Genomic DNA, 21753 nt, shown 5'->3' with positions numbered 1-21753 from the left:
TATGGAGTCGGATGACCGACAGGAAGGTTCCCGGGAATTCGGCGCCTTTCTGCGCGCCGCGCGTGCCGCGGCGGGATTCACTCAGGAGGAGCTTTCGGACCGCTCCGGAGTGAGTGTCAGAACCATCAGGAATCTTGAGAAGGGCTCTATCGGTAGGCCGCGAAAGCAGTCCTTGTGGTTGCTCACGAAGGTGCTCGGGGTTTCCGAGAAAAGCCTTGATGACGCCCTGGGGGAAATCCGGGGAGATGACTCCGGCCCGCGGTGGGAGGTTCCTGCCGGACACGCCCGGCTGATCGGCAGGGATGAGGTCGTCGAGCGACTCTGTCGACGGCTCGTAGAGTCCGGCCGGGCGGAGATCGCTGGTCCCGTACCGGCGCGGTCGGACGGCACGGCGCCGGACCCCGCGCGTGACGTGACGCGACTGGCCGTGCTCACGGGGCCGCCCGGCTCCGGACGTACCGCGGTGTTGGCGCAGGTTGCCCGCAGAGTGCGCGACGCCTTCCCCGACGGGCAGATCTATGTTGATCTGTCCGGTTCGCCCGAGTCGCGTGCGACGGCACACGACCTGGCTGCCCGTCTGTTGCGCTCGCTCGACGCCTCCGTCCGCGTGGCGGACCCGGCCGAGCGGCTGGCACGGCTGCGTGGGCTACTGGCGGAACGCAGCGTGCTCGTAGTGCTGGACGGCGCCGTCGCGGAGGAACACGTGCGCCCGTTGCTGGCCGGCTCGCCGCGCAGCGCGCTGCTGGTGGGGGCCGATCGTGAACTGCCCGCGCTGGGCCGCGGTCCCGCGCTGCGGCTGGATCCGCTCGATCCCGGGGCCTGCGCCGAGTTGCTCGCGGACCTGATCGGCCGGGACCGCGTCGCAGCTGAGCCTGGTGCGCTGGACCGGCTCGTGGAGGCCTGTGGGCGGCTGCCGCTGGCCCTGCACATCGCGGGACTGTGGCTGGCCGCCCGGCCGAGCCGGCGGCTGAGCGAGCTGGCGGACCGGCTGGCCGAACGGAACGGGCGGTTGGACCAGCTCGCGGTCGGTGACCTCTCTCTGCGCGCCAGCGTCGGTGCGTTCCTGCGTCGACAGCCGCCACAGCGGTGGGCCTCGTTGGACGAACTCGGAGCGCTGCACGGTCCCTTCGTTCCGGCGGACCTGGCACGGCTGTTCGGGATACCGCTCGCTCAGGCCGTCGATCTTGCGGAGGAGTACGAGCACAGCCAGCTCGTCCGGGCCTCGGACGGAGGGCCGGAGGGTGCCTCGCTTTATCGCCTGGAGGAATCCGTCCGGATGTTCCTGGACGCTCCGCAGAATCCGTCGGTGAGCCCGGCGGTATCTGCAATTGCCGCTGATCTGCCGGTCCGATTGCCTGTACCTATGAGCCTCGTCCGGGGTTTCCTGGACGACGAAGTCGGCCGAGCTTCGATCGGCTGACCTGAGAAATCGGAAAGGGGGTACGTCATGGAGAAGATCACCGTGAAGGCTGCCGGTAAGGCCGCGGGCAAGGCTGCCGGTAAGGCTGCCGGTAAGGCCGCGGGTAAGGCTGCCGGTAAGGCCGCGGGCAAGGCCGCCTGAGTCTGAGCAGACGTGGCGTCGCCGAATTCATTCGAGCGGCGCCACGTACGCGGCGAATGTGTTATGGAAATCGGAAATGGCGAGACTGCGGGAATGAGGGGCAGGATGGACTTCGCGGGAAGGCTCAAACGGGACCTGGTCGGCCGGGCCGACGCTCGCTTCGTCTACCTGAACAACTTCGAGGTGGAGCGCAGTTGGTCCGTCGGCGAGCCCAAGCTGCCGGGCTCCGGCATCGCCTTCGCGAACGCCACCGTCAACCGCATGGAGGAGATGGGGGTACTGCTCGCCGAGGCCGCGGACGTCGTGGTCCTCAAGGCCCCCATGGACGAGGAGTACGCCGCATACCTGCACGGGATCGGCGCCGCGGCGGGCCACGTGCTCACCGCCGACGACTGCGACCCGTCCCGGACGGTCACGGAGGACGCCCTGTCCTCCCCCGAGCTGTTGCAAGCGCTGCGCAATCTGGCCGACGGCAACACCTACCTGATGCCGCTGGGCATCTCCCGCGCCGAGGAGCGGCTGGCCCAGGAGACCGGCCTTCCGCTGGCCGGACCGAGTGCCGCGGTCTGTACGGCTGTCAACGGCAAGATCTACAGCCGCGGACTGGTGGAGTCGACCGGTCTGCGGGCGGTTCCCGGCGAGGTCTGCGTGACCGTGGGCGAGCTGCCGGACGCACTGCACCGCCAGCTGGCCCGCGGCACCGGTGCGGTGGTGAAGGAGTCACTCGGTGTCTCGGGGCGCGGGATGATCAAAGTCGCGAACGACAAGGCCGCGGCCAGGCTGCTCCGGCTGATCGGGCGGCGCGGCGCCGACAGCCCGGCCAATCTGGTGGTCGAGTCCTGGGTGGCCGGCGCGGAGGACCTCAACTACCAGTTCGTGGTCGGCCGTTCCGGCGTAGTCCGGTTCGAGACCGTCAAGGCCGCAGTGTTGCGCAATGGTGTGCATCAGGGCCATCGCTTCCCGGCCGTGCTCTCCGAAGCGCACACCGCTGAACTGACCGAGGCCGCCCAGCTGATCGGCAAGCAGTTGTACGCCGACGGCTACACGGGCATGGTCGGCGTGGACGCGATGCTCAGCCCGTACGGGACGCTCTACCCCTGCCTGGAGATCAACGCCAGGTTCAACATGTCCACTTACCAGAGCCGCATCACCGAGCGGCTGCTGGCCCCCGGCATGCATGGCATCGCGGCGACGATCAACCTGCGACCGTCCCGGGCGCACACCTTCGGCGAGGTGGCGGACGCCCTCGGAGACCTGCTCTTCGACGGCACGGGACGCACGGGTGTGCTGGTCAACAACTTCGCCACGCTCAACGCGGCGGCAGCGGAGGGCTCCTTCCACGGCCGGATCTACGCGGTCTGCCTGGACGAAGGGCCGGAGAACGCCCTCGCACTGCGGACCGAGGCCGAGCTTCGTCTACAGAAGATGGTGGAATCCGCATGACGATCCAGGGCATCGCCTACCCGGAGCTGGCCCGCCGCTTCGGAACGCCGCTCTACGTCTACGATGCCGACGTCCTGACCGGGACGCTGGCCGAACTGCGCGGTGTGCTGCACCCCGCGCTCGAGGTCTTCTTCTCGCTGAAGTCCAACCCCAACATCAGTGTCTTCAGCACCCTCCAGGCGGCCGGCGCACGGGCCGAGGTCTCGTCGTTGGTCGAGCTGCGCACCGTGCTGCGCGCCGGGGCACGCCCGGAGAACATCCTCTTCCTCGGGCCGGGCAAGAGCGACGACGAGCTGCGGGCCTGCCTGGACGCCGAAATCTACGCCGTCGTCGCGGAGTCCTTCGACGAGATCGACCGGATCGACCGGTTCGCGGCCGAACGCGGCACCCGCCAGCGGGTGTTGCTGCGGGTCAATCCGTCTGTCGCGATCAGCGGTTCGCGCCTGACCATGGGCGGCAAGCCGCGCCAGTTCGGCATCGACGAGGACCAGGTGCTCGCCGCGGGTGATCTGACGGGCCGCTGGCGCCATGCCGACGTGGCCGGTGTGCAGGTCTACCTGGGCACGCGCATCCTCGATGCCGAAGTGGTCGGCAAGAACACGCGCTACATCCTGGATCTGGCGCGCCGGGTGGCGGCCGCCACGGGCATCCGGCTCGATGCCGTGGACATTGGGGGCGGGCTGGGGGTCGCGTACTTCGACGGCGAGCAGGACCTCGTCGCCGAAGCGGTGGCGAAGGAAGTCAACCCGCTGCTCGACGAGTTCCTCGCGGAGCACCCCGGGACACGCATGATCATGGAGTCGGGGCGGTACCTGACCGGCCCGGCCGGCATCTACGTCGTAGCGGTCCGGTACACGAAGGAGTCCATGGGTGAATCGTTCGCAGTCGCGGACGGCGGCACGCATCACCACATGGCGGCTGTCGGCATCGCTTCCTTCGTCAAGCGCAATTTCCCGGTCGAGGTGCTCGGCAACCTGACGGAGGGCACCGAGGTGACCGCCGGTGCGGGTCAGCCCGGCCGGTGGACCGTCACCGGCCCGCTCTGCACCCCGAACGACACCCTGCTCAAACGTGTGCCACTGCCGCCGCTGAAACCCGGCGACCTCCTCGGGGTCATGAGGTCGGGTGCCTACGGGCCCTCGGCGTCACCCGGCCTCTTCCTCAGCCACGGCTTTCCGGCCGAGGTCCTGGTCCGCGACGGAGAGGCGCACCTGGTGCGCAGCCGGGACGAATTGGAGGACCTGATCGGTAAACAGCACTTGATCGAACCGGCCGACTTGGTCGACACCACGCGAAATGGGGCCTCATGAACCGCACGCAGATTATCGAGCACATCCAGGTGGCGCTCTCCGAGGTGCTGAACAAGGAGGTGACAGAACTCAGCGAGGACACTCGCCTGTTCGAGGACCTGGCGCTGGACTCCACGAGCGTCATCGAACTGCTCATGGCCCTGGAAGACACAGTGGGTCTGGAGATCGACCCGGACGAACTGGACCCCGAGGTCTTCAAGACGGTCCGCAGCCTCGCCGACTACGTGGACGCCGGTCGGCTCGACCCCACGGCTTCCTAGCTTTCCCACCGGACATTTTCGGATGATGGTGACATGACCACTACCAGCGTCGAGCACGACGCCTCCCACACGCGCATCGCGCGGATCTCGCTGCCGATGGCGCTCTCGAACGCCATCGGCACAGCGTCACAGCTCGTCGTCACCGGGCTGATCGGCCGGCTGGGCGAGGACGAGCTGTACATTCGCTCGGTGTACACGCCGATCGCCTTTCTGGTGCTGGCGCTGACCACCGGGCTGGCGGTGACTCTGCAAGTCGTGGTGGCGCAGGCGTTCGGGCGTGGCGACAAGGACCAGGTGCCGCGCTATATGGGGAGCGTCGCACGCAGTGGCATCGTGCTGTTCCTCGCGCTGGGCGCGTTACTAATCGTGCTCAGCGGGGTGCTGGCTGATGCCGTGCAGGTGGTGCCCGGCCAACGCGGCGAGTTCCGGCTCTTCCTGGCCGCGATGGTGGGTGCCTCGGTGCTCGGCATGCTGGGCGAGATCTGTTCCGCCGCGCTGCGCGGCCTCGGCCGCGGTGGCGTGGCGGCGATCACTACCGGGCTCTATGTGGGGCTCAACATCGCCGCGGTCGCTGTCGGTGGCCTCGTGCTCGACGGCGGCCTGATGGCGGTGCCGCTGGCCGCCGCGCTGGCCGGTGCCGTCGAGGTCGTGATCTGTCTCGCCGTGCTGGTACGGGGCGGGCTGGTGCGGCTCCCCGCACTGACTGGCTGGCGCCCGGAGACCCCCGTCATGCTGCGGCAGATCGGCGCGCCGGTGGCGGCGTCGTTCCTGGTGCTGGTCGTGGTCAACTTCGTGCTCCTGCGGATCGTCGCGCCGGCCGGCCAGCTGGCGGTGGCCGGCTTCAGTGTCGGATACATGGTGCAGACGGCGATCGTGGTGCCCGCGGTCGGCTTCGCCTCCGGGGTGGCGGTGCTGATGAACCAGGCGCTCGCCGCTGGGCGGTCGGAGACGGTGCGCCTGATTTTCCGGCGTGGCATGGTGCTCGGCCTCATCGGCTACGCGGTGCTCACCGTCTTGGTGCTGTCCCTCGCGGATCCGCTGACCAACCTGCTGGCAGGCAGCCCGGACGTGGCCGAACAGGCCCGACGTTTCGTGGACATCGTGGGCGTCACCTTCGGCTGCACGGGCATGATGCTCATTGTCCTGACCGTCATGGAGCAGGTGGGACACGCACGACTCGCCATGATTTTCAACGCCGGATACTTCGCGCTCATCGTGACGGTCGGCTGGGCGCTGGTCGGCACGACCGACGACGTGAGTCGCCTGTACTGGACGATGGCGACCGGCGCGCTGCTCAGCCTGCTGGTCGGTGTCCCCTACGCCAGCCGGTTTGCGCTGCGCCCGAAGAGTCTCCACCCCGAGCACGCGGAGCCCGAACCCACTCCGGAGGCCGGCGTATGACGGCCGCGGCGGACGGCGCGCTTGCCGTCACGGAGGACGCGTACGTACCGGACCGCTGGTCCGCTCATCCCTACACAGAGGCCGACCTGCCCACTGTCCTCGCGTTCTTTACGGAGCCCGATTTCTACTTCCGCACTGTCCATCCGGGGCTGGCGGCCGAGGCGGAGATCGTCGCGCTGCTGGACGAGGACACCCGTGTGCTCTGCGCGGACGGCGAGCCCGTGGGGCTGTACGCCATGGCACCGACCGATGGTGTCAGCGCACACTACGAACTGGACTTCCGGCTGCGGCACTGCGCGCCGGACACTTGGTGGACAGCCGCCTACCGCGAGATCGAGGCCGGCCTTCGGGAGCGGACCGAAGCGGTGCGGCTGACGGTCACCGCAGGGGAATTCGACTCGCGGCTGCTCGGCATTCTGCGCGGTCTGCCGCTGACCGAGGAGGGCGTACTCGAGCACGTCGTCCTGCACCGCGGCAGGTACCGCGGCTACCACCACTTCGTACAGCTCTGGGGAGTGGAGTGAGCAGTCTCTACGGATACCGGGAGTCCGACCGCGTGCTACTGACGGGGAACTGGCCGCCCGGCGAGCTGTTGGCCGCGCCGTTGACCGGTCGACCCGCGCTGGCCGAGCCAGTGAGAGTCCAGCCGCCCAGGTCCTGCTCGGACGAGCGGCTGTACCTGACGTCGGCGGGCGGTTTCGTCCGCTTCGTCGAGGTCGACTGGGTGGTCCGCCGCGCCCGGCTGGAGATCGGCCTCCAAGAGGAGGCCCGTGCCGTCGTGGCGGATGTCTTGGCCGAGGCGGTGGCGGTGGCTGCCGACGCGCTGGGGCTGCGCCGGTTGTATGGCTGGCTCACGCCGACGGTGCCGGGCCAGGCCGCAGCGGTGGCGGCGGCGGAGGCGGTCGGCTTCCGGCGGGAGGCGACCGTGCCACAGGCGCTGTGGCACGCCGGGGAAGCCGTGGACCGTGACCTCTGGGGGATCGTGCACGATGACTGAGCTGAATGTGCTCACCGCCGAGGCTGCAGCGACTGCCCTCGGCCGCTGCGGCCAGGCCGCCCGCGGTTTCCTGGGGCTGGATCCGGTGACACAGAACGATGCGCTGCTCGTCCTCAGGCTGCGGGCCGAGGAAGCACTGGTGTTCCGCTACGGCGGCGGCAACGCCCCAGTGGCGAGCGTGCTGGGCGCGGTGTGGAACCCGCACAACCCCCGGCAGGCGGTGGTGTCGAGTACCACCGAAGACCCCGAGGCACTGACCGCACTGCTGGACTTCCTCCGCACGCACCGCCGATGCGTGGGCGCGGTTGGCGTGTGCGCGTCGGCCGATCCGGCGCACGCCGGGTTCGCCGCGACCGGATTCCGGCCGGTCGGGGTGTTGCGCGCGCACTTCTTCCGCTCCGGTGCGTATCTCGACGCGACCGTCCACCATCGCTCTCTGGAACCGGCATGGCGCTGACCATCAGGCACTTCACTGAGGCGGACATCCCGGTCCGCGGCGAGCTGCTGCGAGACCCGGAATTCCAGGCGAACCTCACGGACTTCGCCATGGCGACGGCCGACGATGCGCTCGCGGAGTGGCACCGCAGGACCATTCACGAGGAGCACGACACCAAACGGATCTTCACTGTCTGCCGTGGGGATGAGGTGATCGGCTTCTGGTGGATGACCTCGATCGACTGGCCCAGCCGCCGCTGCGAACTCTCCTTCGCCCTGCTGCCGCGTTTCCGTGGTGCGTTCGGCACGCTGCTCGTTCAAGCCGCGCAACGCTACCTGCACTTGGAGCTGAACATGGAGGTGATCGTCGACCAGGTGCTCGAACACAACGTGATGCTGCACTCCAGCAGCCGGCTGGACGAACTGCACCGGCTGCGCCGCCGGTTCGACCAGTACACCGCGGGCCGCTGGTGCACCGCCTGCTACTGGACCCGTACCGCGGCGGACTTCGAAGCGGATCGGACAGAGATCGACCGCCGCCGTAGCGAGCGTGCGGCGCGCATCCGCTCGGCCCTGCAGGACAGTCGCCAGGGCCATGGAGACGAGCAGAGGACCGGTCAGGGAGATGTGCAGGGGGACGCAGGGGCATGAGGGTGGGCGTCGATCTGCTGTCGGTGCGGCGCTTCGCGAAGGTCGCCACACACCCGAAGTACCGCGCGGTGTTGTTCACCCGCGCCGAACTCGCCCAGGCCGAAGGGCTGGGCGAGGAGCGGTGCGTCGAGCGACTGGCCGGGCGGTTCTGCGTCAAAGAGGCGACCTGCAAAGTGCTCGGTCGTGGCTTCGGCCAGGGGTTGCGCTGGCGTGACATCGAGGTGCTGAACGACGATTGGGGCGCGCCCCGGGTGACGCTCTCGGGCGGCGCCCGAGAGCTGGCCGAGGCGGCCGGGCTGGGCGAGGTGGCGGTCACCCTTACACACCAGGCGGATTTGGCCGTTGCCGTTGCCGTTGCCGTCGCTATCGCTGGGCCGTCGGCCGGATGATTCCCGGGGTGGGTGCGACGCCCGGGTATCTGCGCCAGCCGACGATTTGCGGCGATGAGCTGGTCTTCGTCTGCGAAGACGACCTGTGGTGGGCCCCGGCCGAGGGCGGGCAGGCGGTCCGGCTGACCGCCTCCGTCGGCCCGATGCAGGGCCCGCGGTTCGCCCCGGACGGCCGGTCGGTGGCCTTCACCGGTACCGATGACGGGCCTCAGGAGGTGTATCTCCTGGAGCTGGCCGGTGGCCCGCCGCGCCGACTGACCCACCAGGCGGCCCAGCGCTGCAGCGTGGTCGGCTGGCACCCGGACACCGGTGAGGTCCTCTATGCCTCGGACGCCCACCAGCTGCCCGATTTCGGGCCCCGACTGTTCGCGGTCGACCCGGCGGGCGGCGAGCCCCGCCTGCTGCCGTATGGCTCTGCCACCGTGCTCGCGCACGGTCCCGGCGGTGCGCTGGTACTGGGGCGGAACACGGGCGACCCGGCGCGCTGGAAGCGCTACCGGGGCGGCGCGGCAGGGGAGCTGTGGACCACCGATGACGGGGGTGCCGCCGGCGTCGTGCGCGACCGTGCGGTTGACCGCCCTGCCGCGTCACAGGGCCGCAGGTTTCGGCCGCTGGTGGAGCTGCCGGGAAATCTCGCCGCACCCTGCTGGGCCGCGGGGCGTGTGTGGTTCCTGTCGGACCATGAGGGCGTGGGAAACGTCTACTCCTGCGCGGCGGACGGCACAGACCTCACCCGGCACACCCACCACCGGGACTTCTACGCCCGGGCGTTGCACTCCGACGGCACACGGCTGGTCCATCAGGTCGGAGCGGAGCTGATGCTGCTGGACCCGGCGGGAGGCGGGCCGCGTCGAATCGATCTGGTGACACACCGCACCGGAGCACGGCGCCGCCGGACGGTCGTGTCCGCGGCACAGCATCTAGAGCACGCCCACCCCAGCCCGGATGGCGCCCGAACCGCGCTGGTGGTGCGGGGGCAAGTGTGCACGCTGGGCCACTGGGAGGGCCCGGCGCGCATGCACGGCGTGCGGGACGGCGCCCGATACCGTCTGCCCGCCTGGCTGCCGGACGGCCGCAGGTTGGCTGTCGTGCTGGCCGACGAGTGCCCCGACGAACGCTTGGTCCTGCTCGACACGGCGGTTCACGGTCCGCCCTCGGAGCTCGAACTTCCGGACTTGGGGCGCGCGTTGGAGTTGGAGGCGTCGCCTACCGCCGATACGATCGCGGTCGCGAACCACCGGCACGAGCTGTACGCGGTGGACCTGCCCGCCGACGGTCCGCCGACGGTCCGGCAGCTGGACCACAGCCCGTACGCGCCGATCACCGGCCTTGCCTGGTCCCCCGACGGTCGCTGGCTGGCGTACACGCTGCCGACCGGTCCGCAGACCTCGGCTGTCAAGCTCGCAGATCTGGCGACAGGGGAGTGCCACCAGATCACCGAGCCGGTGCTGCGCGACCACTCGCCCTGCTTCGATCCGGAGGGACGGTTCCTGTACTTCCTCGGGCAGCGCAGACTGTCGCCCGTGCAGGATCCGGTCACTCGAGGCTTCGGCTTCCCGCACGCCTCTCACCCGTACCTGCTCACCCTCCACGCCGATCAGCCCTCGCCGTTCGTGGTCCGGCCCAGCGCTCCGGGTGAGGAGCCGGAGCCGCCGCTGCGCACAGCGCACGAGGAGGACTCCGGCATCGACCTCGCGGGCATCTCGGGTCGGGTCGTGGCGTTTCCGGTGCCGTCGGGCGAGTACCTGGCGGTGCTAGGCACACCGTCAGGGGCACTGTTGCTGACTGCCTCGGAACAGGACTCGGAGGGCGCCGAGCTGGTCTTCTTCGACCTCACCGCGCTGGAGCTCCGCCCGGTCGCAGACGCGGTGTCCGAACCTCGACTCAACGCCGCGGGGGACACCCTGCTGTACCGCTCCGGCGACCGGCTGCGTGCACTGCCGGCCGAATGCGCGGCTCGCGACCGGGAGCTCGACGAAGAGGACGCTCCAGGCCCCGGGGCGGGCTGGGTCGATCTGGGGCGGGTCTGCCCCTCGGTGCTGCCCGAGGCGGAGTGGCGTCAGTTGTTCCGCGAGGTGTGGCGGCTCCAGAGGGACCACTTCTGGGAGCCCGCGACGGGCGGGGTGGACTGGGCCGCCGTTTACCGGCGCTATCTGCCGCTACTCGACCGGGTGGGCACCCGCGCGGAACTCTCCGACCTCCTCTGGGAGATGCAGGCCGAGCTGGGGACCTCGCACGCTTATGAGTTCAGCGGCACAGCCGGCCTCGACCGGCGACCGGGTCAGGGGTTCCTCGGCGTGGACTGGGTACCGGGCCACGGCTCCGCCCGGATCGCGCACGTGCTCACCGGCGACCCGGGTCACCACACCACGGCTGTCCCAGTGCGCCGGCTCGGGGTGGACATCCGCCCCGGCGACGTGGTCACCGCCGTCGACGGCCGCCCGGTGGGCCCGCCGGGCGTCGGCCCTCTGCTGGCCGGGCGTGCAGGGCAGGAGATCGAGCTGACGCTCCGCCGGGACGGCGCCGAACGCCGGGTACGCGTGCGGGCAGGCGCCGACGAGCGCCCGGCCCGCTACCTGGACTGGGTGCGGGCCCGACGCGACGAAGTACGTGAGCGGACAGGCGGGCGGGTCGGCTACGTGCACATCCCCGATCTGTACGCCGACGGGTATGCCGCGTTCGTCCGTGGCTTCCTCGCCGAGCACGACCGGGCGGCGCTCATCGTCGACGCGCGGTTCAACCCGGGAGGGTTCACCTCACCGTTGGTGCTGGACCGGCTGGCCCGGCGGCGGGAGGGATACGAGCACAGTCGGTGGGAAGGGGCTCTGCCCTGCCCTGTGCAGTCACCGCGCGGCCCGTTGATAGCTCTTGTCAATGAACACACCGGCTCCGACGGCGAGGTCTTCGCACACCTCTTCCGCGCACGCGGCCTCGGCCCAATTGTCGGACGACGCACGTGGGGTGGCGTGATCGCCACCCACCCCCGCCATCCGCTGGTCGACGGCACGCTCACCACCCAGCCCGAGTACGCCTACACCTTCACCGACGTGGGGCAGAGTCTGGAGAACCATGGGATCGAGCCGGACATCTCGGTGGACGATGCGCCGTACGGGCGGACGCACGGCATTCCTTCCGGGCACGGGGCGGGTGACGACGTGCAGTTGGCGCGGGCGATCCGGGTGGCGCTGGAGGCTCTGGAGGACCGCAGCCGCTGAGCTGCTGTTCCGTCTGTCACGCTTAAAGGCGCCGCAGACGGGACCGCAGTCCACCGTCAGCCGATCTCCAGCACCGTTTTGAATGCCCGCCGCTGGTCAAAGGCCTCATACGCCTCCGGTGCGGCGACCAGCGGAACCCGGTCGGAGACCACCTGGCACGGGTCGATCGACCCGTCGCGGACGAGGCCGAGTACCTCGTCCCGCAGCGTGATTGGGTCGCCCACGGTGAAACGCAGCGTCCACTCCCGGGCGAACGCCAGGCCGGTCGGGAAGGGCATGGCGGTCGAGTGGTGCGAACCGGCCACCGCGATCGTCGCCCCCGCGCCGGCCGTCTCCAGGGCGAAGCGGAGCGCGGCATCGGTGCCGACCGCCTCCACCACCCGCTGGGCGCCGCCTGGACCGACCGCCAGGGCCGCGGACGGCTCGGCCGGGTCCACCGCGCGGAAACCGAGCGTTTCCGCGCGTGCCCGACGGGAGCCATCCGTGTCCGCGACGACCGTCTCTACTGCTCCCGCCAGCCGGGCGCAGAGTGCGGCCAGCAGGCCCACCGGCCCCGCACCGACGACCGCGGCGCGGTCACCCGCTTGGACGCCCGCGTTCCGCACCGCGGCGTAGGCGGTCGTCAACACGTCTCCGACGAACAGGCCCTGCTCGTCGGAAACGTCCGCCGGGGTGGCGCCGAGCACCACGTCGGCGAACGGGACCCGCACGAACTCGGCTTGCCCGCCGTCCACCGGCTTGCCCACCACGTCGGCGTATCCGAACAGGCTCACCTCGGCGCACTGGTAATGCAGACCACGTGCGCACTGCGCGCAGCGCCCGCAGGCCACTACATCGGAGGCGAACACCCGGTCGCCAGGCCGGAACCGTGCCTCGGGCCCTGCGCTGTGCACCACCCCGGCGAACTCGTGTCCGAGCACGGTGCCCGGCGCGAAGTCAGGCAGCTCGCCCCGGTACGGGTGCAGGTCCGTGCCGCACACGGCGGCCCGGGTGACCCGGACGATCGCGTCCCGCGGCCCTTGAAGCACGGGTAGCGGCAGCTCCTCTACCGCGACCCGGCCGGGCCCGCGGTAGACCACGCCCTTCATTCCGCCCCCGGCGCCGGCCGTTCCGGATTCCATACCGTCCATTCCTTTCCGGCCAGTTCGCTGACCACGCGGGTGTTCCGGCTGCCCGGACCGGGCAGCACCACCTCGGCCTTCACGGGGTCGGGCGCGTGGTTGACCAGCAGCACACCGCTGCCGTCGCCCACCCCGGTGACCACCTCGACGTCGGGCGCGTCGCACGTCACCTGCGGCCCGGTGCCCGCCAGCCGGGCGAGCCGCCGGTAGAACTCCTCCCACGGTTGCTCAGCGAGCCGCCCTGGCCGGTCCAACATGGCCTCCAGCGGCGCGTTGGTGAACAGCACGCTCCCTCGTCCGGTCCGACGCGATGTCAGCGCAGGGCTGCCGTCCGGGTAGCGTGCGAGCACCGTGCAGTCGGGCGTGACCAGCAGGGTGGTCGGGCGGGCCGCGACGGTGGACCAGTCGAGCGGCCATGTGCCCTCACCCCACTCCAGCCTCTCCTTTCCGGCGGGTGGGCAGACGTCCTCGAGCTCGACGCCGGTCAGTTCGGTGCCGGGGAAGCCGTGCAGGTGGTCGCCCATCGACAGATAGACGGTGGCGCCCTCTTCCGCGGCCTGCCGAAGCCGGTCCAGGTCCGTCATCGTGAGGTGGGTCACCGACGGGCAGAGCAGCAAAGTTCGGCCCGTCACCTCGCGGGCCGTCACATCGAAAGCCAGATGGGTTCGCTTCAGCAAGGTGTAGGCGTGGAACGCGGCTACCGCGCTGCCGCCGCCGTCGAGGTAGCTGCTGCCCCCACCGCGCATCCGCTCGGGCAGGTAGAGCGCGATCTCCTGGGGTGGGCGTCCTGGAGCGGGCGCAGGCGGGTCCGCAACCACCCGGCGCAGCGCTGCCATGGTGGCGCGTGGTGTGTAGTCCAGCCGGTGCAGCCCGGTCAGCCGCTCCAACGGGCGTTCCTGGTAAGGCTCGTCCGTCGAGGCGATGTCCCGCCAGCACCACACCAGCGCGCCGGCCGCACCGTTGCCGACTGCCGAGGCGAGCGCGGCGCCCAGGTATCTGGCGCTAGTGCGCTCCGCTACGCCGTAGCTGCCGATCTCGTCCACCAGCGGCACGCCGTACGCCGCGGATGCCCGGACCAGGAACGGCACCAGGGAGGTGGCCCGGTAGGACAGCGTGGACTCGATCGCGCCGGGTGCCCAGGAGGGGAAGCCGTGGGTGCCGATCAGGTCCAGACTCGCGCTGTTGTCACTGCCGTAGGGCACACCGTCGAACACGCCGGACGGGTCGTTCGCCTGGAGGACCAGCACCCCCGGATCCTCCGCGCGCAGCACCCCGGCGATGCGCTCCTGCCAGTCGGCCACGTCGGCGCGGTCGAGAGCTTGCGCTGCCGCCGGGTCGATGTGCCACAGCTCGTCACCCAGGTCGTACGCCAGCAGACCGTCCTGGCCGCGCAGCGCGCGGGCCACCTCCCGGGCCAGCAGCTGCTCCGCGTCCAACAGTCCCGGGTCCCGCCATATGTTTCGCCCGGCCCGCCACGGCACGTCCAGCAGTTGGCCGTTCATCCAGACAGTGAAGAGCGAGACCACACAGGTGAGCCGGGCGTCATGCGCCGTCGCTACCGCCGTGCGCAGCCGGTCCAGGGTCACCTTGTCCACCGAGGCCGGGTCGGGCTGTGCATCCCGCCAGAACAGGAACAGCCGCACGGTTGTCAGCCCCGCCTCGGTCATCTGCTCGAAGTCGGTCCGGAGCGCGTCCCGGTCCCAGTCGGACCAGATCCGGCAACCCGCCTCCGCAGGGTGGTAGTTGACGCCGAGCGCAAGGAAGGGGCGGCCGTCCCGGTTGAGTCGGCCGTCGTGCACCGCGAACATCGCTCAGCCCTCCGTGTCCGTCCGGGCCGGCGTCGCCACGGGCCGCGCCCGGGCCAGTGCCGCAGCCAGTGCGGCCACCACATGGTCCACGTCCGACTCGGTCAGTCGGGCGTGCAGCGGCAGCGAGAGCAGCCGGTCGGCCATCGCCTCACTGACCGGCAGCGGGCCCGCCGGGTAGTGGTCGCGGTAGTACGAGAACAGATGAGTGGGCCGGTAATGCACCGAGGTCTGCACCCCCGCCGCCGACAGCGCGGCGCGGACCTCCTCGCGCGGGACGCCAGGGGGCAGCAGGACGACCAGCAGGTGGTACGCGGAGTCTTCCTCGTGTCTCGCGAACGGAAGGGTCAGCCCTGGCACTTCGGTCAGCAGCCGGTGGTAGCGATGGGTCAGCGCAGCGCGTGTCGCACGGTCGGCAGGGAGCCGCGACAGCTGTACGCGGCCGATCGCCGAGGAGATCTCCGTGGGCCGGTAGTTGAGCCCGAGGCCCGGCACGTCGTAGTCCGCGCCGCCCGTCTGTACCCGGTCCCAGGTCGTGCGGGTGAGGCAATGCGAGCGCAGCGAACGTACGCGGCCGAGCAGCTCCGGGTCGCGGGCGACGACCATGCCGCCCTCCCCAGTGGTGAGGTTCTTGGTGGCGAAGAAGCTGAAGCAGCCGAGGTCTCCGAAGGTGCCCAGCGCTTGGTTACCGTGTCGCACCACGGGCGCGTGCGCGGCGTCCTCGATGACGGTGACACCGTGTCGAGCGGCCAGCGCGACGATCTCCCGTACGCGGGCCGGGTAGCCGGCGTTGTGCATGACCACCACAGCCCGCGTCCGTGGGCCGATCAGCCGCTCGACCTCCGAGGGTGAGACGGTGGGCTCGGTCTCGGAAAGCACATCGGCGAAGACCGGCACTCCGCCGTGCAGGGCGACCACCGCCGCCGATGCCACGAAGCTGAGCGACGGAACGATCACCTCGTCGCCGGGGCGCAGACCCAGGGCCAGTACCGCGAGGTGCAGCGCGGCGGTGCCGCTGCTCACGGCAACCGCGGCGGATGCGCCCAGCGCCGCTGCGAACTCCTCCTCGAACGCCGAGGTCTCCGGGCCGGGCGACAGCCAGCCCGAGCGCAGCACCTTCTCGACGGCAGCGATCTCCTCGTCACCGATGGTGTTGTCGGCCAGGTTCACAGGCCGGGACGGCAGGGGGGCGGGGGATGTCATGGGGCCTCACTGGGTTGTTCGGTACAGAGGGCGTCGGCCGTCGTACCGGAGGGCGCCGCTGTGTGTGGGCGGGGGGAGGGGGCACGAGACGCCACTACGACCGCGGGCTCCGACACAACCATGCTGCAACCGCGTTCCACTGCGGCGGCCGCCTGATCCCAGCTCAACTCGGCGTCGACCCGGGCTTGCCCGGCGGCGCCGAGGGAAGCACGCAGCGCGTCGTCCTGGAGCAGTTTCAGCAAGGCCGACGCGACGCTGAGCGGGGTGTGGTCGACCAGCAGACCGTCCACGCCCTCACGGACCACCTCAAGGCATCCGGTGAACCTTCCGGACACCACCGGTCGGCCGCAGCTCCACGCCTCCACGAAGACGAGCGGGAAGACGTCTGCGCTGGTCGGCAGGCACAGCACGGCGCAGCCGGCCAGCGCGTCGTGCTTCTCGGCGTCTGACAGCAGCCCGAGCCGCCGGATCCGCGCGTCCGCACGGCGGTCGAAGGCGGCGTCGACGTCTTCGCCTTCGTCCGGGCCGGCGAAGGCGAAGACCGCCTCCGGTACCCGCTCCCAGACCGACGGTGCGGCATCGAGCAACAGCTCGTACCCCTTGGCCGGTACATGTCGGCCGACGAACAGCACCAGTGGTCCGCCGATGTCGTGCCGTGCGCGGAAGGCGGCTCCGTCGCCGGGCCCGGCCAGATCGGGGGCCTGCGGGATGTGGCCGATCCGGTCGGTGGGAATGCCGATGGAGCGCAGCGTGGTGGCTTCGGTCTCGGTGAGGACGAACAGGGCCGTCGCCTCCGCGCTGACGCGGCGGCCCAGCGCGGGGTCCGGCCAGGTCTCCGGTGCGGAGGCCGGGGTGAGCACCAGCGTCGCGCCGCTGCGCGCCGCCAGCTCCCGCCCCAGTTCGGCATGGGCGGGCGACGCGAGGTCGTACACGTGCACGTAGTCGGGGTGGGACCACGCTGTACCGGACAGTTGGGCGACGGAGGTGAACACCGGCCAGTCGGCGTCGGCCAGATCCTCCGGGCAGCGGCTGTCGGTGAGCAGCGCAACGCGGTGACCGCGCGCCGCGAGCGCCGCTGTCGTGCGCCACGCCATCAGCGAGGCTCCTGTGACGCGGCTGCCCGGGTAACCACCGAAGACGGCCAGCACGGTGCTCATCGAACGGCCGGACGGTCGGGCCGGTTCGCGCCGTACCAGTCGAGCATCGCGCGCAGGCCGGTGTCGAGCGGCGTGTACTCCAACGAGGGCAGCACGGACCGCAAGGTCGTCAGGTCGGGCAGCCGACGCTCGGGGGAGCCGGGCGGCGCCGCCTGCGCGGCCAGCGCGGGAGCCACTCCAGCCAGCCGGAACAGCCGTCGGGCGAGATTCTCTATCCGGATCTCCTCGGTGTCGTTGCCGATGTTGGCGAGCACCGGCGCGTCCGTCGGCAGCGCCATCAGCCCGACCGAGGCCCGCACCGCGTCGTCCACATAGCAGAACGCTCGGGACTGCTCGGCCCCGTACAGCGGGAAGGGATCCACTCCGTCGGCGATGCGGCCGATCAACTGCGGAATGACGTGCGAGTGGCCCATCCGCGGCCCGTACACGTTGTAGTAGCGCGCGATGCGCACCTTGTAGCTGTCCTGACGCAGCCAGAGCATCGACTCCGAAGCCACTTTGCTCAGTGCGTACGACGAGCGGGGGCGGCGCGGCTCGACCAGTGCGAACGGCGCGTTCTCCGGTGTCGGGAACGGCGCGACGCCGAGCTGCGCGGCGCCGTCGCCCACCTCGCTGGTGGAGCTGAGGAAGACCGCGCCGGGCGGGTTGCGGTCGCACCAGTCCAGCAGGTTGACGGTGGTGAGCAGGTTGGTGCGCAGCACATGCGCCGGCGCCGACTGGGTGCGCTGAACCCCGACGACTGCCGCCAGGTGGTACACCGCGTCGAACGACCCGTCCAGCAGCCCGTCCGGGACCGGTCGGGTCAGGTCGTGCCGCACCAGGCGGAAGTCCTTGGCCAGTGCGGCGAATTCGGGGTCCTCCTTACCGCGGGAGAAGTCGTCCAGCGCGGTGATCTCGCAGCCCTGATCGAGCAGCCTGCGAATGAGGTGCAGGCCGATGAAGCCGGCGCCTCCGGTGATGAGTACGCGGTCAGCCACGGCCCAGCCTCAGATAGGTCAGTTCGTTCCGCGCGGACGGCGCGGCGAGTTCCGGTTCGGTGATGCCCCACATGTCGAAGACGACGGGCTGCTTCGCCGCATAGGTCAGCAGCCGGTCCGCGGTCAGCTCCTGGTAGCCGGGGTGGTCGACGAGGACGATCACGGCGTCGGCGTCGGCCAGGCCGTCGTCCAGCCCGGTCGGTACGAAGCCGAGTGAGGATATGCGCTCAGGGGTGACGACGAAGTCGTGCGCCACCAGCGAGCGGACCCGGCTGCCGAGGGAGGCGGCGACGTCCACGGCGGCCGAGCCGCGTACGTCGTCCGTCTCAGGACGGCCCTTGTAGGCAACGCCGCAGACCAGCACCTTCGCGTCCGCCAGCGGGGTACCGCGCTCCTCCAGCGCGGCGACGACCCGGGCGACAGCGCGGTGCGGCACGCTCTCGTTGACCTGGCGGGCAGCAGCGACCATCGGCGCGGGCCAGCCGGCCGACCGCCCCGCGTCCAGCAGCAGGTACGGGTCCTTGACCAGGCAACTGCCGCCGACGAAGCCGGGGCGGGAGAGGTCGGGGCGCGGGTAGCGGAGGTTCGCGGCGGCGATCACTTCGTTGGCATCGAGCCCCACGCCCTCCGCTAGTGCCGCGATCTCGTTGCCGAAGCCGTAGATCAAGTCGGTGTGCGCGTTGCATATCAGCTTGACCAGTTCTGCGGCCTCGATCGAGGACACCGTCACCTGGTCCGGACAGACCGCGGAGAGCAGCTCGGCGGCGCGCTGTACTGAGCGCTCGTCGATGCCACCGATGATCTGCGGCAGTGAACGGATCTCGTGCAGCGCGACGCCTTGGATGGTGCGCTCCGGGCAGGAGGCCAGCAGCGGCTGCGCGACGCTGCGGGCCAGCAACGGCAGAACGGTCTGTCGGCAGGTGCCGACCGAGACCGTGCTGCGTACGACCACGAGGGTGTCCGGTGACAGGTGTTCCGCGACGTGCGCGGCGGCCGACTCCAGATGGCGCAGGTCGGGGCGGTGGGTTTTGGGGTCGACGGCGGTACCGACACAGAGGATGACGGCCTGGAGCGGCTCGTCGGGCAGCTGGTCGGCCACGCTGAACAGGTCGGCGGGCGTCGTCGCGAGCGCTTCTGTCACCCCCGGCTCGTGGAACAGCGGCGTGCCCCCCGCGATCGCCTGCCGCACGTCCGGGCTGGTGTCGACGCCGATCACACGATGCCCCTCGCCGGCCAGTGAAAGGGCGAGCGGCAGGCCGATGTAGCCGAGTCCGATGACAGCGAGCGGGCGGGGAGACGGTACGGCGGCCGTCAGGTCATTCATCAGAGTGTTGCCTCGTCAGTCTGGTGACCGGGGGACCGGTCGGTGGCGGGAGATGAGGAGAGTGCGGCGAGCAGCGCGGTGCGGTCGATCTTTCCCATGGAAGTACGGGGGAGAGCGGGCAGCACGTGCACGTGGTGCGGCGTTTCGTAGCCGGCGAGCCGGTCGCGGCAGAACGCGACGACGTCACCGGGATGCGGTCCTGCCCGGCCCGGAGCCGGTACCACCACGGCGTGCACAGCCTGCTCGTGCAGGGTGTCGAGGCCCAGCACGTGGGCGTCGGCCACGCCGGGGAACTCCCGGACGATCCGTTCGACCCGGCGCGGGTTGACCTTGCGGCCACCGACGTTGATGAAGGTGTTCTTGCGGCCGACCAGGGACACGTTCCCGGCGGCGGAGACCGTCACCAGGTCGCCCGTGTCGTAGTAGCCAGAGGGGACGCCGCTGGCAAGGTCTTGGCTGTCCGGGCCTTGTGGGGGCCCGGGCGCTGTTTGTGCCCCGTCGGTCCCGGCGTAACCAGTGAACATGGTCGAGGTACGTACCGCCAGCCGTCCGGTGCGCGCCCCGTTGGAGCCTGGCTCCGCATCCAGCAGACGCCACTCGACGCCGGGCGCGAAGCGCCCGACGGAGTCAGCCGCCTCCGCACCAGTCCCGCAGGCGATCAGACCGGTTTCCGTGCTGCCATACACCTGGCGCACAGGCTGACGGCTGAGCCGCTGCACGGCTCTTGCCGTCTCGGCCGCCAGCGGCCCACCGGATGAGAGCAACACGCGCAGTTCGCCGTCGTCGAGCGCCTGAGCCAGGGATTTCTCGACCAGTTGGTAGAGCAACGGCGTACCGAGCAGCACGGTCGCGCCGCGCAGCAGACCTGAACGGACCGCGCTGAGGGAGAACTTGGGGATGCTGAGCAGCTCGGTCCCCGAGACGAGCGCCGCGAACAGACCACCCACCAGGCCGAAGGAGTGGGCGATCGGCAGGGGCAGCAGCACCATGTCGTCCGCGTGGTAGCCGTGCACCTGGCGATACAACTCCGCGCCTCGCAGCACCGAGCCGAGCGGATGCCGCGCGATCCGGGGTTCGCCGGTCGAGCCGGAGGTCAGCTGGAGCACGCTCGGTGCGCCGTCGTCCACGGCGGCTTCCGTGTACGCGGGGGCGACCCCGCCACCGGTGCTGGCGCCATCGGCCCCGCGGAGCAGTTCCCGGTAGTCGAACACCGGCGTACCGGAGGGTAGCGCTCGCGCGGTGGGCAGTACGGCTGCGGTCGCGGCCGTACGCCAGATCGCTGACGAGGCGTCCGTCAGATGCGAGCTGTGCTCCTCGACGCAGATCACGTCGATGCGGGCAGTCAGCAGGCCGAGCAGTACAGCCACGCTGTCGGCGCTGCCGTCGAGTTCCACCACTGCGGGTCCGGGACAGACCTTCAGCGTCTCCGCCGCGCGGGCCGCGGCGGAGAGTGTGGACCTGTACAGCTCGGCCCGCGAGACGGACCGCCACCCGGAGGCGGTGAACTCGCTCAGCGCAGGCCGATCGGGCGCTCGATCGCTGTGGTGGCGCAGGAACTCCAGCATGGTTCGCCCCCTTCTCAGCTGTCGAGGCCGGGCAGCTTCGACGGCACGCCGCCGGACCGCCCGGCGGTGGCCAGTGCCGTGTGCCGGTCGATGGAGACCGGCCAGCTGGCGCCGGGCAGTCGGTAGCGTTCGGGGGAGCGGCTCACCGCGTCCTTAGCGGCATGCAGGCTTGTCGGGGTTCCGATGTCATGCCACGGCTCCGCCATGTGGAAGGACCGCACCTGGTGACCCCGGCCGAGAAGTTCGGCCACGAGCTGCGGCATGTCCATCCGCTCGCCCGGCGGGATGCACTCCCGGGCCCGGGGGTCGATGACCTGGATTCCTGCGGAGACATCCAGACTGATCCGTGGCTTTTCCCGGATTCTGTGGACCAGCCCGTCCACGCTGTCTATGACACCGAAGTCCACCGGTACCTGGTGCCGGTGGGTCGCGACAGTCATGTACGCACCGCTCCTCAGGTGGTCGGCGGTCAGTGCGCCGAGGTCCACGGCGGTCAGGATGTCGCAGTTCATCACCAGCGCCGGGGTGTCCCAGTCCTCGACGAGCAACAGTGGTGCGGCGGTGCCCAGCGGCTCACGGTCCCAGCAGTAGTCGATCTCCAGACGGAAGTGGGAGCCGTCTCCCATCCGTTCCGTGATCATCTCCCCAAGGTGTGAGACACATAGCGTCAGCCGAGTGAACCCCGACATCTGAAGCTGATGCGCAATGATCTCCAGGATCGAGTGTTCCGAAATCTGAATCAGGGACTTGGGCAGGTCGTCGGTGTACGGCGCCAGCCGGGTTCCCTTTCCTCCCGCCAGAATGATCGCGTGCACTGCCACCTCTCCCGGACCTGCGGATGCGCTGTGGCTGTAGCTTTCCGGACGCGTCACGTCCTCGACCAACCCCCGACGGGCGGCCGAGGAACCTGGGCACGTGGGTATGCCTGCCTGGCCCCCC

At 70.4% G+C, this 21753-nt stretch carries 19 protein-coding genes; 11 read left to right on the top strand and 8 right to left on the bottom strand.

Annotated features, from left to right (window positions below; genetic code table 11):
• The first annotated feature begins 1 nt into the window (after window position 1).
• The 11 genes from ACIA8D_RS24870 to ACIA8D_RS24820 all read left to right on the top strand — a co-directional run bounded on the left by ACIA8D_RS24870 (window position 2) and on the right by ACIA8D_RS24820 (window position 11662).
• Window positions 2–1420, top strand: a complete 1419-nt coding sequence (locus ACIA8D_RS24870) for a helix-turn-helix domain-containing protein (protein WP_399235561.1) — start codon at window positions 2–4, stop codon at window positions 1418–1420.
• A 246-nt stretch (window positions 1421–1666) separates the two neighbouring features.
• Window positions 1667–3004 carry a carbamoylphosphate synthase large subunit gene (locus ACIA8D_RS24865; RefSeq protein ID WP_399235559.1) on the top strand — a complete coding sequence of 446 codons (1338 nt, stop codon included), beginning with the start codon at window positions 1667–1669 and terminating at the stop codon, window positions 3002–3004.
• Window positions 3001–4314: a type III PLP-dependent enzyme gene (locus ACIA8D_RS24860; protein ID WP_399235557.1), complete on the top strand. Its 1314-nt coding sequence runs from the start codon at window positions 3001–3003 to the stop codon at window positions 4312–4314. The genes ACIA8D_RS24865 and ACIA8D_RS24860 overlap by 4 nt, the downstream gene beginning before the upstream one ends.
• Window positions 4311–4574: a phosphopantetheine-binding protein gene (locus ACIA8D_RS24855; RefSeq protein WP_351333868.1), complete on the top strand. Its 264-nt coding sequence runs from the start codon at window positions 4311–4313 to the stop codon at window positions 4572–4574. Before ACIA8D_RS24860 ends, ACIA8D_RS24855 begins: the two co-directional genes overlap by 4 nt.
• A gap of 33 nt (window positions 4575–4607) precedes the next feature.
• Window positions 4608–5975, top strand: coding sequence for an MATE family efflux transporter (locus ACIA8D_RS24850; RefSeq protein ID WP_399235555.1), 1368 nt, complete (start codon window positions 4608–4610; stop codon window positions 5973–5975).
• Window positions 5972–6499, top strand: a complete 528-nt coding sequence (locus ACIA8D_RS24845) for a hypothetical protein (RefSeq protein WP_399235554.1) — start codon at window positions 5972–5974, stop codon at window positions 6497–6499. The genes ACIA8D_RS24850 and ACIA8D_RS24845 overlap by 4 nt, the downstream gene beginning before the upstream one ends.
• A complete protein-coding gene (locus ACIA8D_RS24840; RefSeq protein ID WP_399235552.1) occupies window positions 6496–6972 on the top strand; it encodes a hypothetical protein in 477 nt (158 codons plus the stop codon). The genes ACIA8D_RS24845 and ACIA8D_RS24840 overlap by 4 nt, the downstream gene beginning before the upstream one ends.
• Entirely contained in the window at window positions 6965–7429 is a 465-nt protein-coding gene (locus ACIA8D_RS24835) for a hypothetical protein (protein ID WP_351333877.1), read from the top strand. The genes ACIA8D_RS24840 and ACIA8D_RS24835 overlap by 8 nt, the downstream gene beginning before the upstream one ends.
• A complete protein-coding gene (locus ACIA8D_RS24830) occupies window positions 7420–8058 on the top strand; it encodes a GNAT family N-acetyltransferase (protein ID WP_351333879.1) in 639 nt (212 codons plus the stop codon). Before ACIA8D_RS24835 ends, ACIA8D_RS24830 begins: the two co-directional genes overlap by 10 nt.
• A complete protein-coding gene (acpS, locus tag ACIA8D_RS24825) occupies window positions 8055–8447 on the top strand; it encodes a holo-ACP synthase (protein ID WP_399235550.1) in 393 nt (130 codons plus the stop codon). The genes ACIA8D_RS24830 and acpS overlap by 4 nt, the downstream gene beginning before the upstream one ends.
• 8 nt (window positions 8448–8455) lie before the next feature.
• On the top strand, window positions 8456–11662 hold the full coding sequence (locus ACIA8D_RS24820; protein ID WP_399235548.1) for a S41 family peptidase: 3207 nt from the start codon (window positions 8456–8458) through the stop codon (window positions 11660–11662).
• Between the two features lie 56 nt (window positions 11663–11718).
• On the opposite strand, the gene ACIA8D_RS24815 is transcribed toward ACIA8D_RS24820, so the two are convergent.
• The 8 genes from ACIA8D_RS24815 to ACIA8D_RS24780 are packed head-to-tail and all read right to left on the bottom strand — an operon-like array spanning window position 11719 to window position 21698.
• Window positions 11719–12783, bottom strand: coding sequence for an alcohol dehydrogenase catalytic domain-containing protein (locus ACIA8D_RS24815; RefSeq protein ID WP_399235546.1), 1065 nt, complete (start codon window positions 12781–12783; stop codon window positions 11719–11721).
• Complete coding sequence (locus ACIA8D_RS24810; RefSeq protein WP_399235544.1) at window positions 12747–14591, bottom strand: hypothetical protein; 1845 nt, start codon at window positions 14589–14591, stop codon at window positions 12747–12749. Before ACIA8D_RS24810 ends, ACIA8D_RS24815 begins: the two co-directional genes overlap by 37 nt.
• Window positions 14592–14594: 3 nt before the next feature.
• Window positions 14595–15791 (bottom strand): DegT/DnrJ/EryC1/StrS family aminotransferase, encoded by a 1197-nt coding sequence (locus ACIA8D_RS24805; RefSeq protein ID WP_399235542.1) that lies wholly within the window; start codon window positions 15789–15791, stop codon window positions 14595–14597.
• Complete coding sequence (locus ACIA8D_RS24800; protein WP_399235540.1) at window positions 15788–16948, bottom strand: glycosyltransferase family 4 protein; 1161 nt, start codon at window positions 16946–16948, stop codon at window positions 15788–15790. The genes ACIA8D_RS24805 and ACIA8D_RS24800 overlap by 4 nt, the downstream gene beginning before the upstream one ends.
• A complete protein-coding gene (locus ACIA8D_RS24795; protein ID WP_351333897.1) occupies window positions 16945–17925 on the bottom strand; it encodes an NAD-dependent epimerase/dehydratase family protein in 981 nt (326 codons plus the stop codon). Before ACIA8D_RS24795 ends, ACIA8D_RS24800 begins: the two co-directional genes overlap by 4 nt.
• Window positions 17918–19249 carry a nucleotide sugar dehydrogenase gene (locus tag ACIA8D_RS24790; RefSeq protein ID WP_399235538.1) on the bottom strand — a complete coding sequence of 444 codons (1332 nt, stop codon included), beginning with the start codon at window positions 19247–19249 and terminating at the stop codon, window positions 17918–17920. The genes ACIA8D_RS24795 and ACIA8D_RS24790 overlap by 8 nt, the downstream gene beginning before the upstream one ends.
• Window positions 19249–20814 (bottom strand): class I adenylate-forming enzyme family protein, encoded by a 1566-nt coding sequence (locus ACIA8D_RS24785; RefSeq protein WP_399235536.1) that lies wholly within the window; start codon window positions 20812–20814, stop codon window positions 19249–19251. Before ACIA8D_RS24785 ends, ACIA8D_RS24790 begins: the two co-directional genes overlap by 1 nt.
• Before the next feature lie 14 nt (window positions 20815–20828).
• Complete coding sequence (locus ACIA8D_RS24780) at window positions 20829–21698, bottom strand: sugar phosphate nucleotidyltransferase (protein ID WP_399235534.1); 870 nt, start codon at window positions 21696–21698, stop codon at window positions 20829–20831.
• Window positions 21699–21753 lie beyond the last annotated feature (55 nt).

The organism is Streptomyces sp. NPDC051684, from assembly GCF_044453445.1.
GTDB lineage: Bacteria > Actinomycetota > Actinomycetes > Streptomycetales > Streptomycetaceae > Streptomyces.
This window is presented reverse-complemented; position numbering and strand designations above follow the sequence as displayed.

Bases quoted from the DNA above. Each gene is read 5' to 3' on its own strand.
- ACIA8D_RS24815 (WP_399235546.1), bottom strand. From the start codon at position 12,783: ATGGAATCCGGAACGGCCGGCGCCGGGGGCGGAATGAAGGGCGTGGTC.
- ACIA8D_RS24845 (WP_399235554.1), top strand. From the start codon at position 5,972: ATGACGGCCGCGGCGGACGGCGCGCTTGCCGTCACGGAGGACGCGTAC.
- ACIA8D_RS24805 (WP_399235542.1), bottom strand. From the start codon at position 15,791: ATGACATCCCCCGCCCCCCTGCCGTCCCGGCCTGTGAACCTGGCCGAC.
- ACIA8D_RS24800 (WP_399235540.1), bottom strand. From the start codon at position 16,948: ATGAGCACCGTGCTGGCCGTCTTCGGTGGTTACCCGGGCAGCCGCGTC.
- ACIA8D_RS24850 (WP_399235555.1), top strand. From the start codon at position 4,608: ATGACCACTACCAGCGTCGAGCACGACGCCTCCCACACGCGCATCGCG.
- ACIA8D_RS24810 (WP_399235544.1), bottom strand. From the start codon at position 14,591: ATGTTCGCGGTGCACGACGGCCGACTCAACCGGGACGGCCGCCCCTTC.
- ACIA8D_RS24785 (WP_399235536.1), bottom strand. From the start codon at position 20,814: ATGCTGGAGTTCCTGCGCCACCACAGCGATCGAGCGCCCGATCGGCCT.
- ACIA8D_RS24835 (WP_351333877.1), top strand. From the start codon at position 6,965: ATGACTGAGCTGAATGTGCTCACCGCCGAGGCTGCAGCGACTGCCCTC.
- ACIA8D_RS24860 (WP_399235557.1), top strand. From the start codon at position 3,001: ATGACGATCCAGGGCATCGCCTACCCGGAGCTGGCCCGCCGCTTCGGA.
- ACIA8D_RS24790 (WP_399235538.1), bottom strand. From the start codon at position 19,249: ATGAATGACCTGACGGCCGCCGTACCGTCTCCCCGCCCGCTCGCTGTC.
- ACIA8D_RS24865 (WP_399235559.1), top strand. From the start codon at position 1,667: ATGGACTTCGCGGGAAGGCTCAAACGGGACCTGGTCGGCCGGGCCGAC.
- ACIA8D_RS24830 (WP_351333879.1), top strand. From the start codon at position 7,420: ATGGCGCTGACCATCAGGCACTTCACTGAGGCGGACATCCCGGTCCGC.
- ACIA8D_RS24870 (WP_399235561.1), top strand. From the start codon at position 2: ATGGAGTCGGATGACCGACAGGAAGGTTCCCGGGAATTCGGCGCCTTT.
- ACIA8D_RS24855 (WP_351333868.1), top strand. From the start codon at position 4,311: ATGAACCGCACGCAGATTATCGAGCACATCCAGGTGGCGCTCTCCGAG.
- acpS (WP_399235550.1), top strand. From the start codon at position 8,055: ATGAGGGTGGGCGTCGATCTGCTGTCGGTGCGGCGCTTCGCGAAGGTC.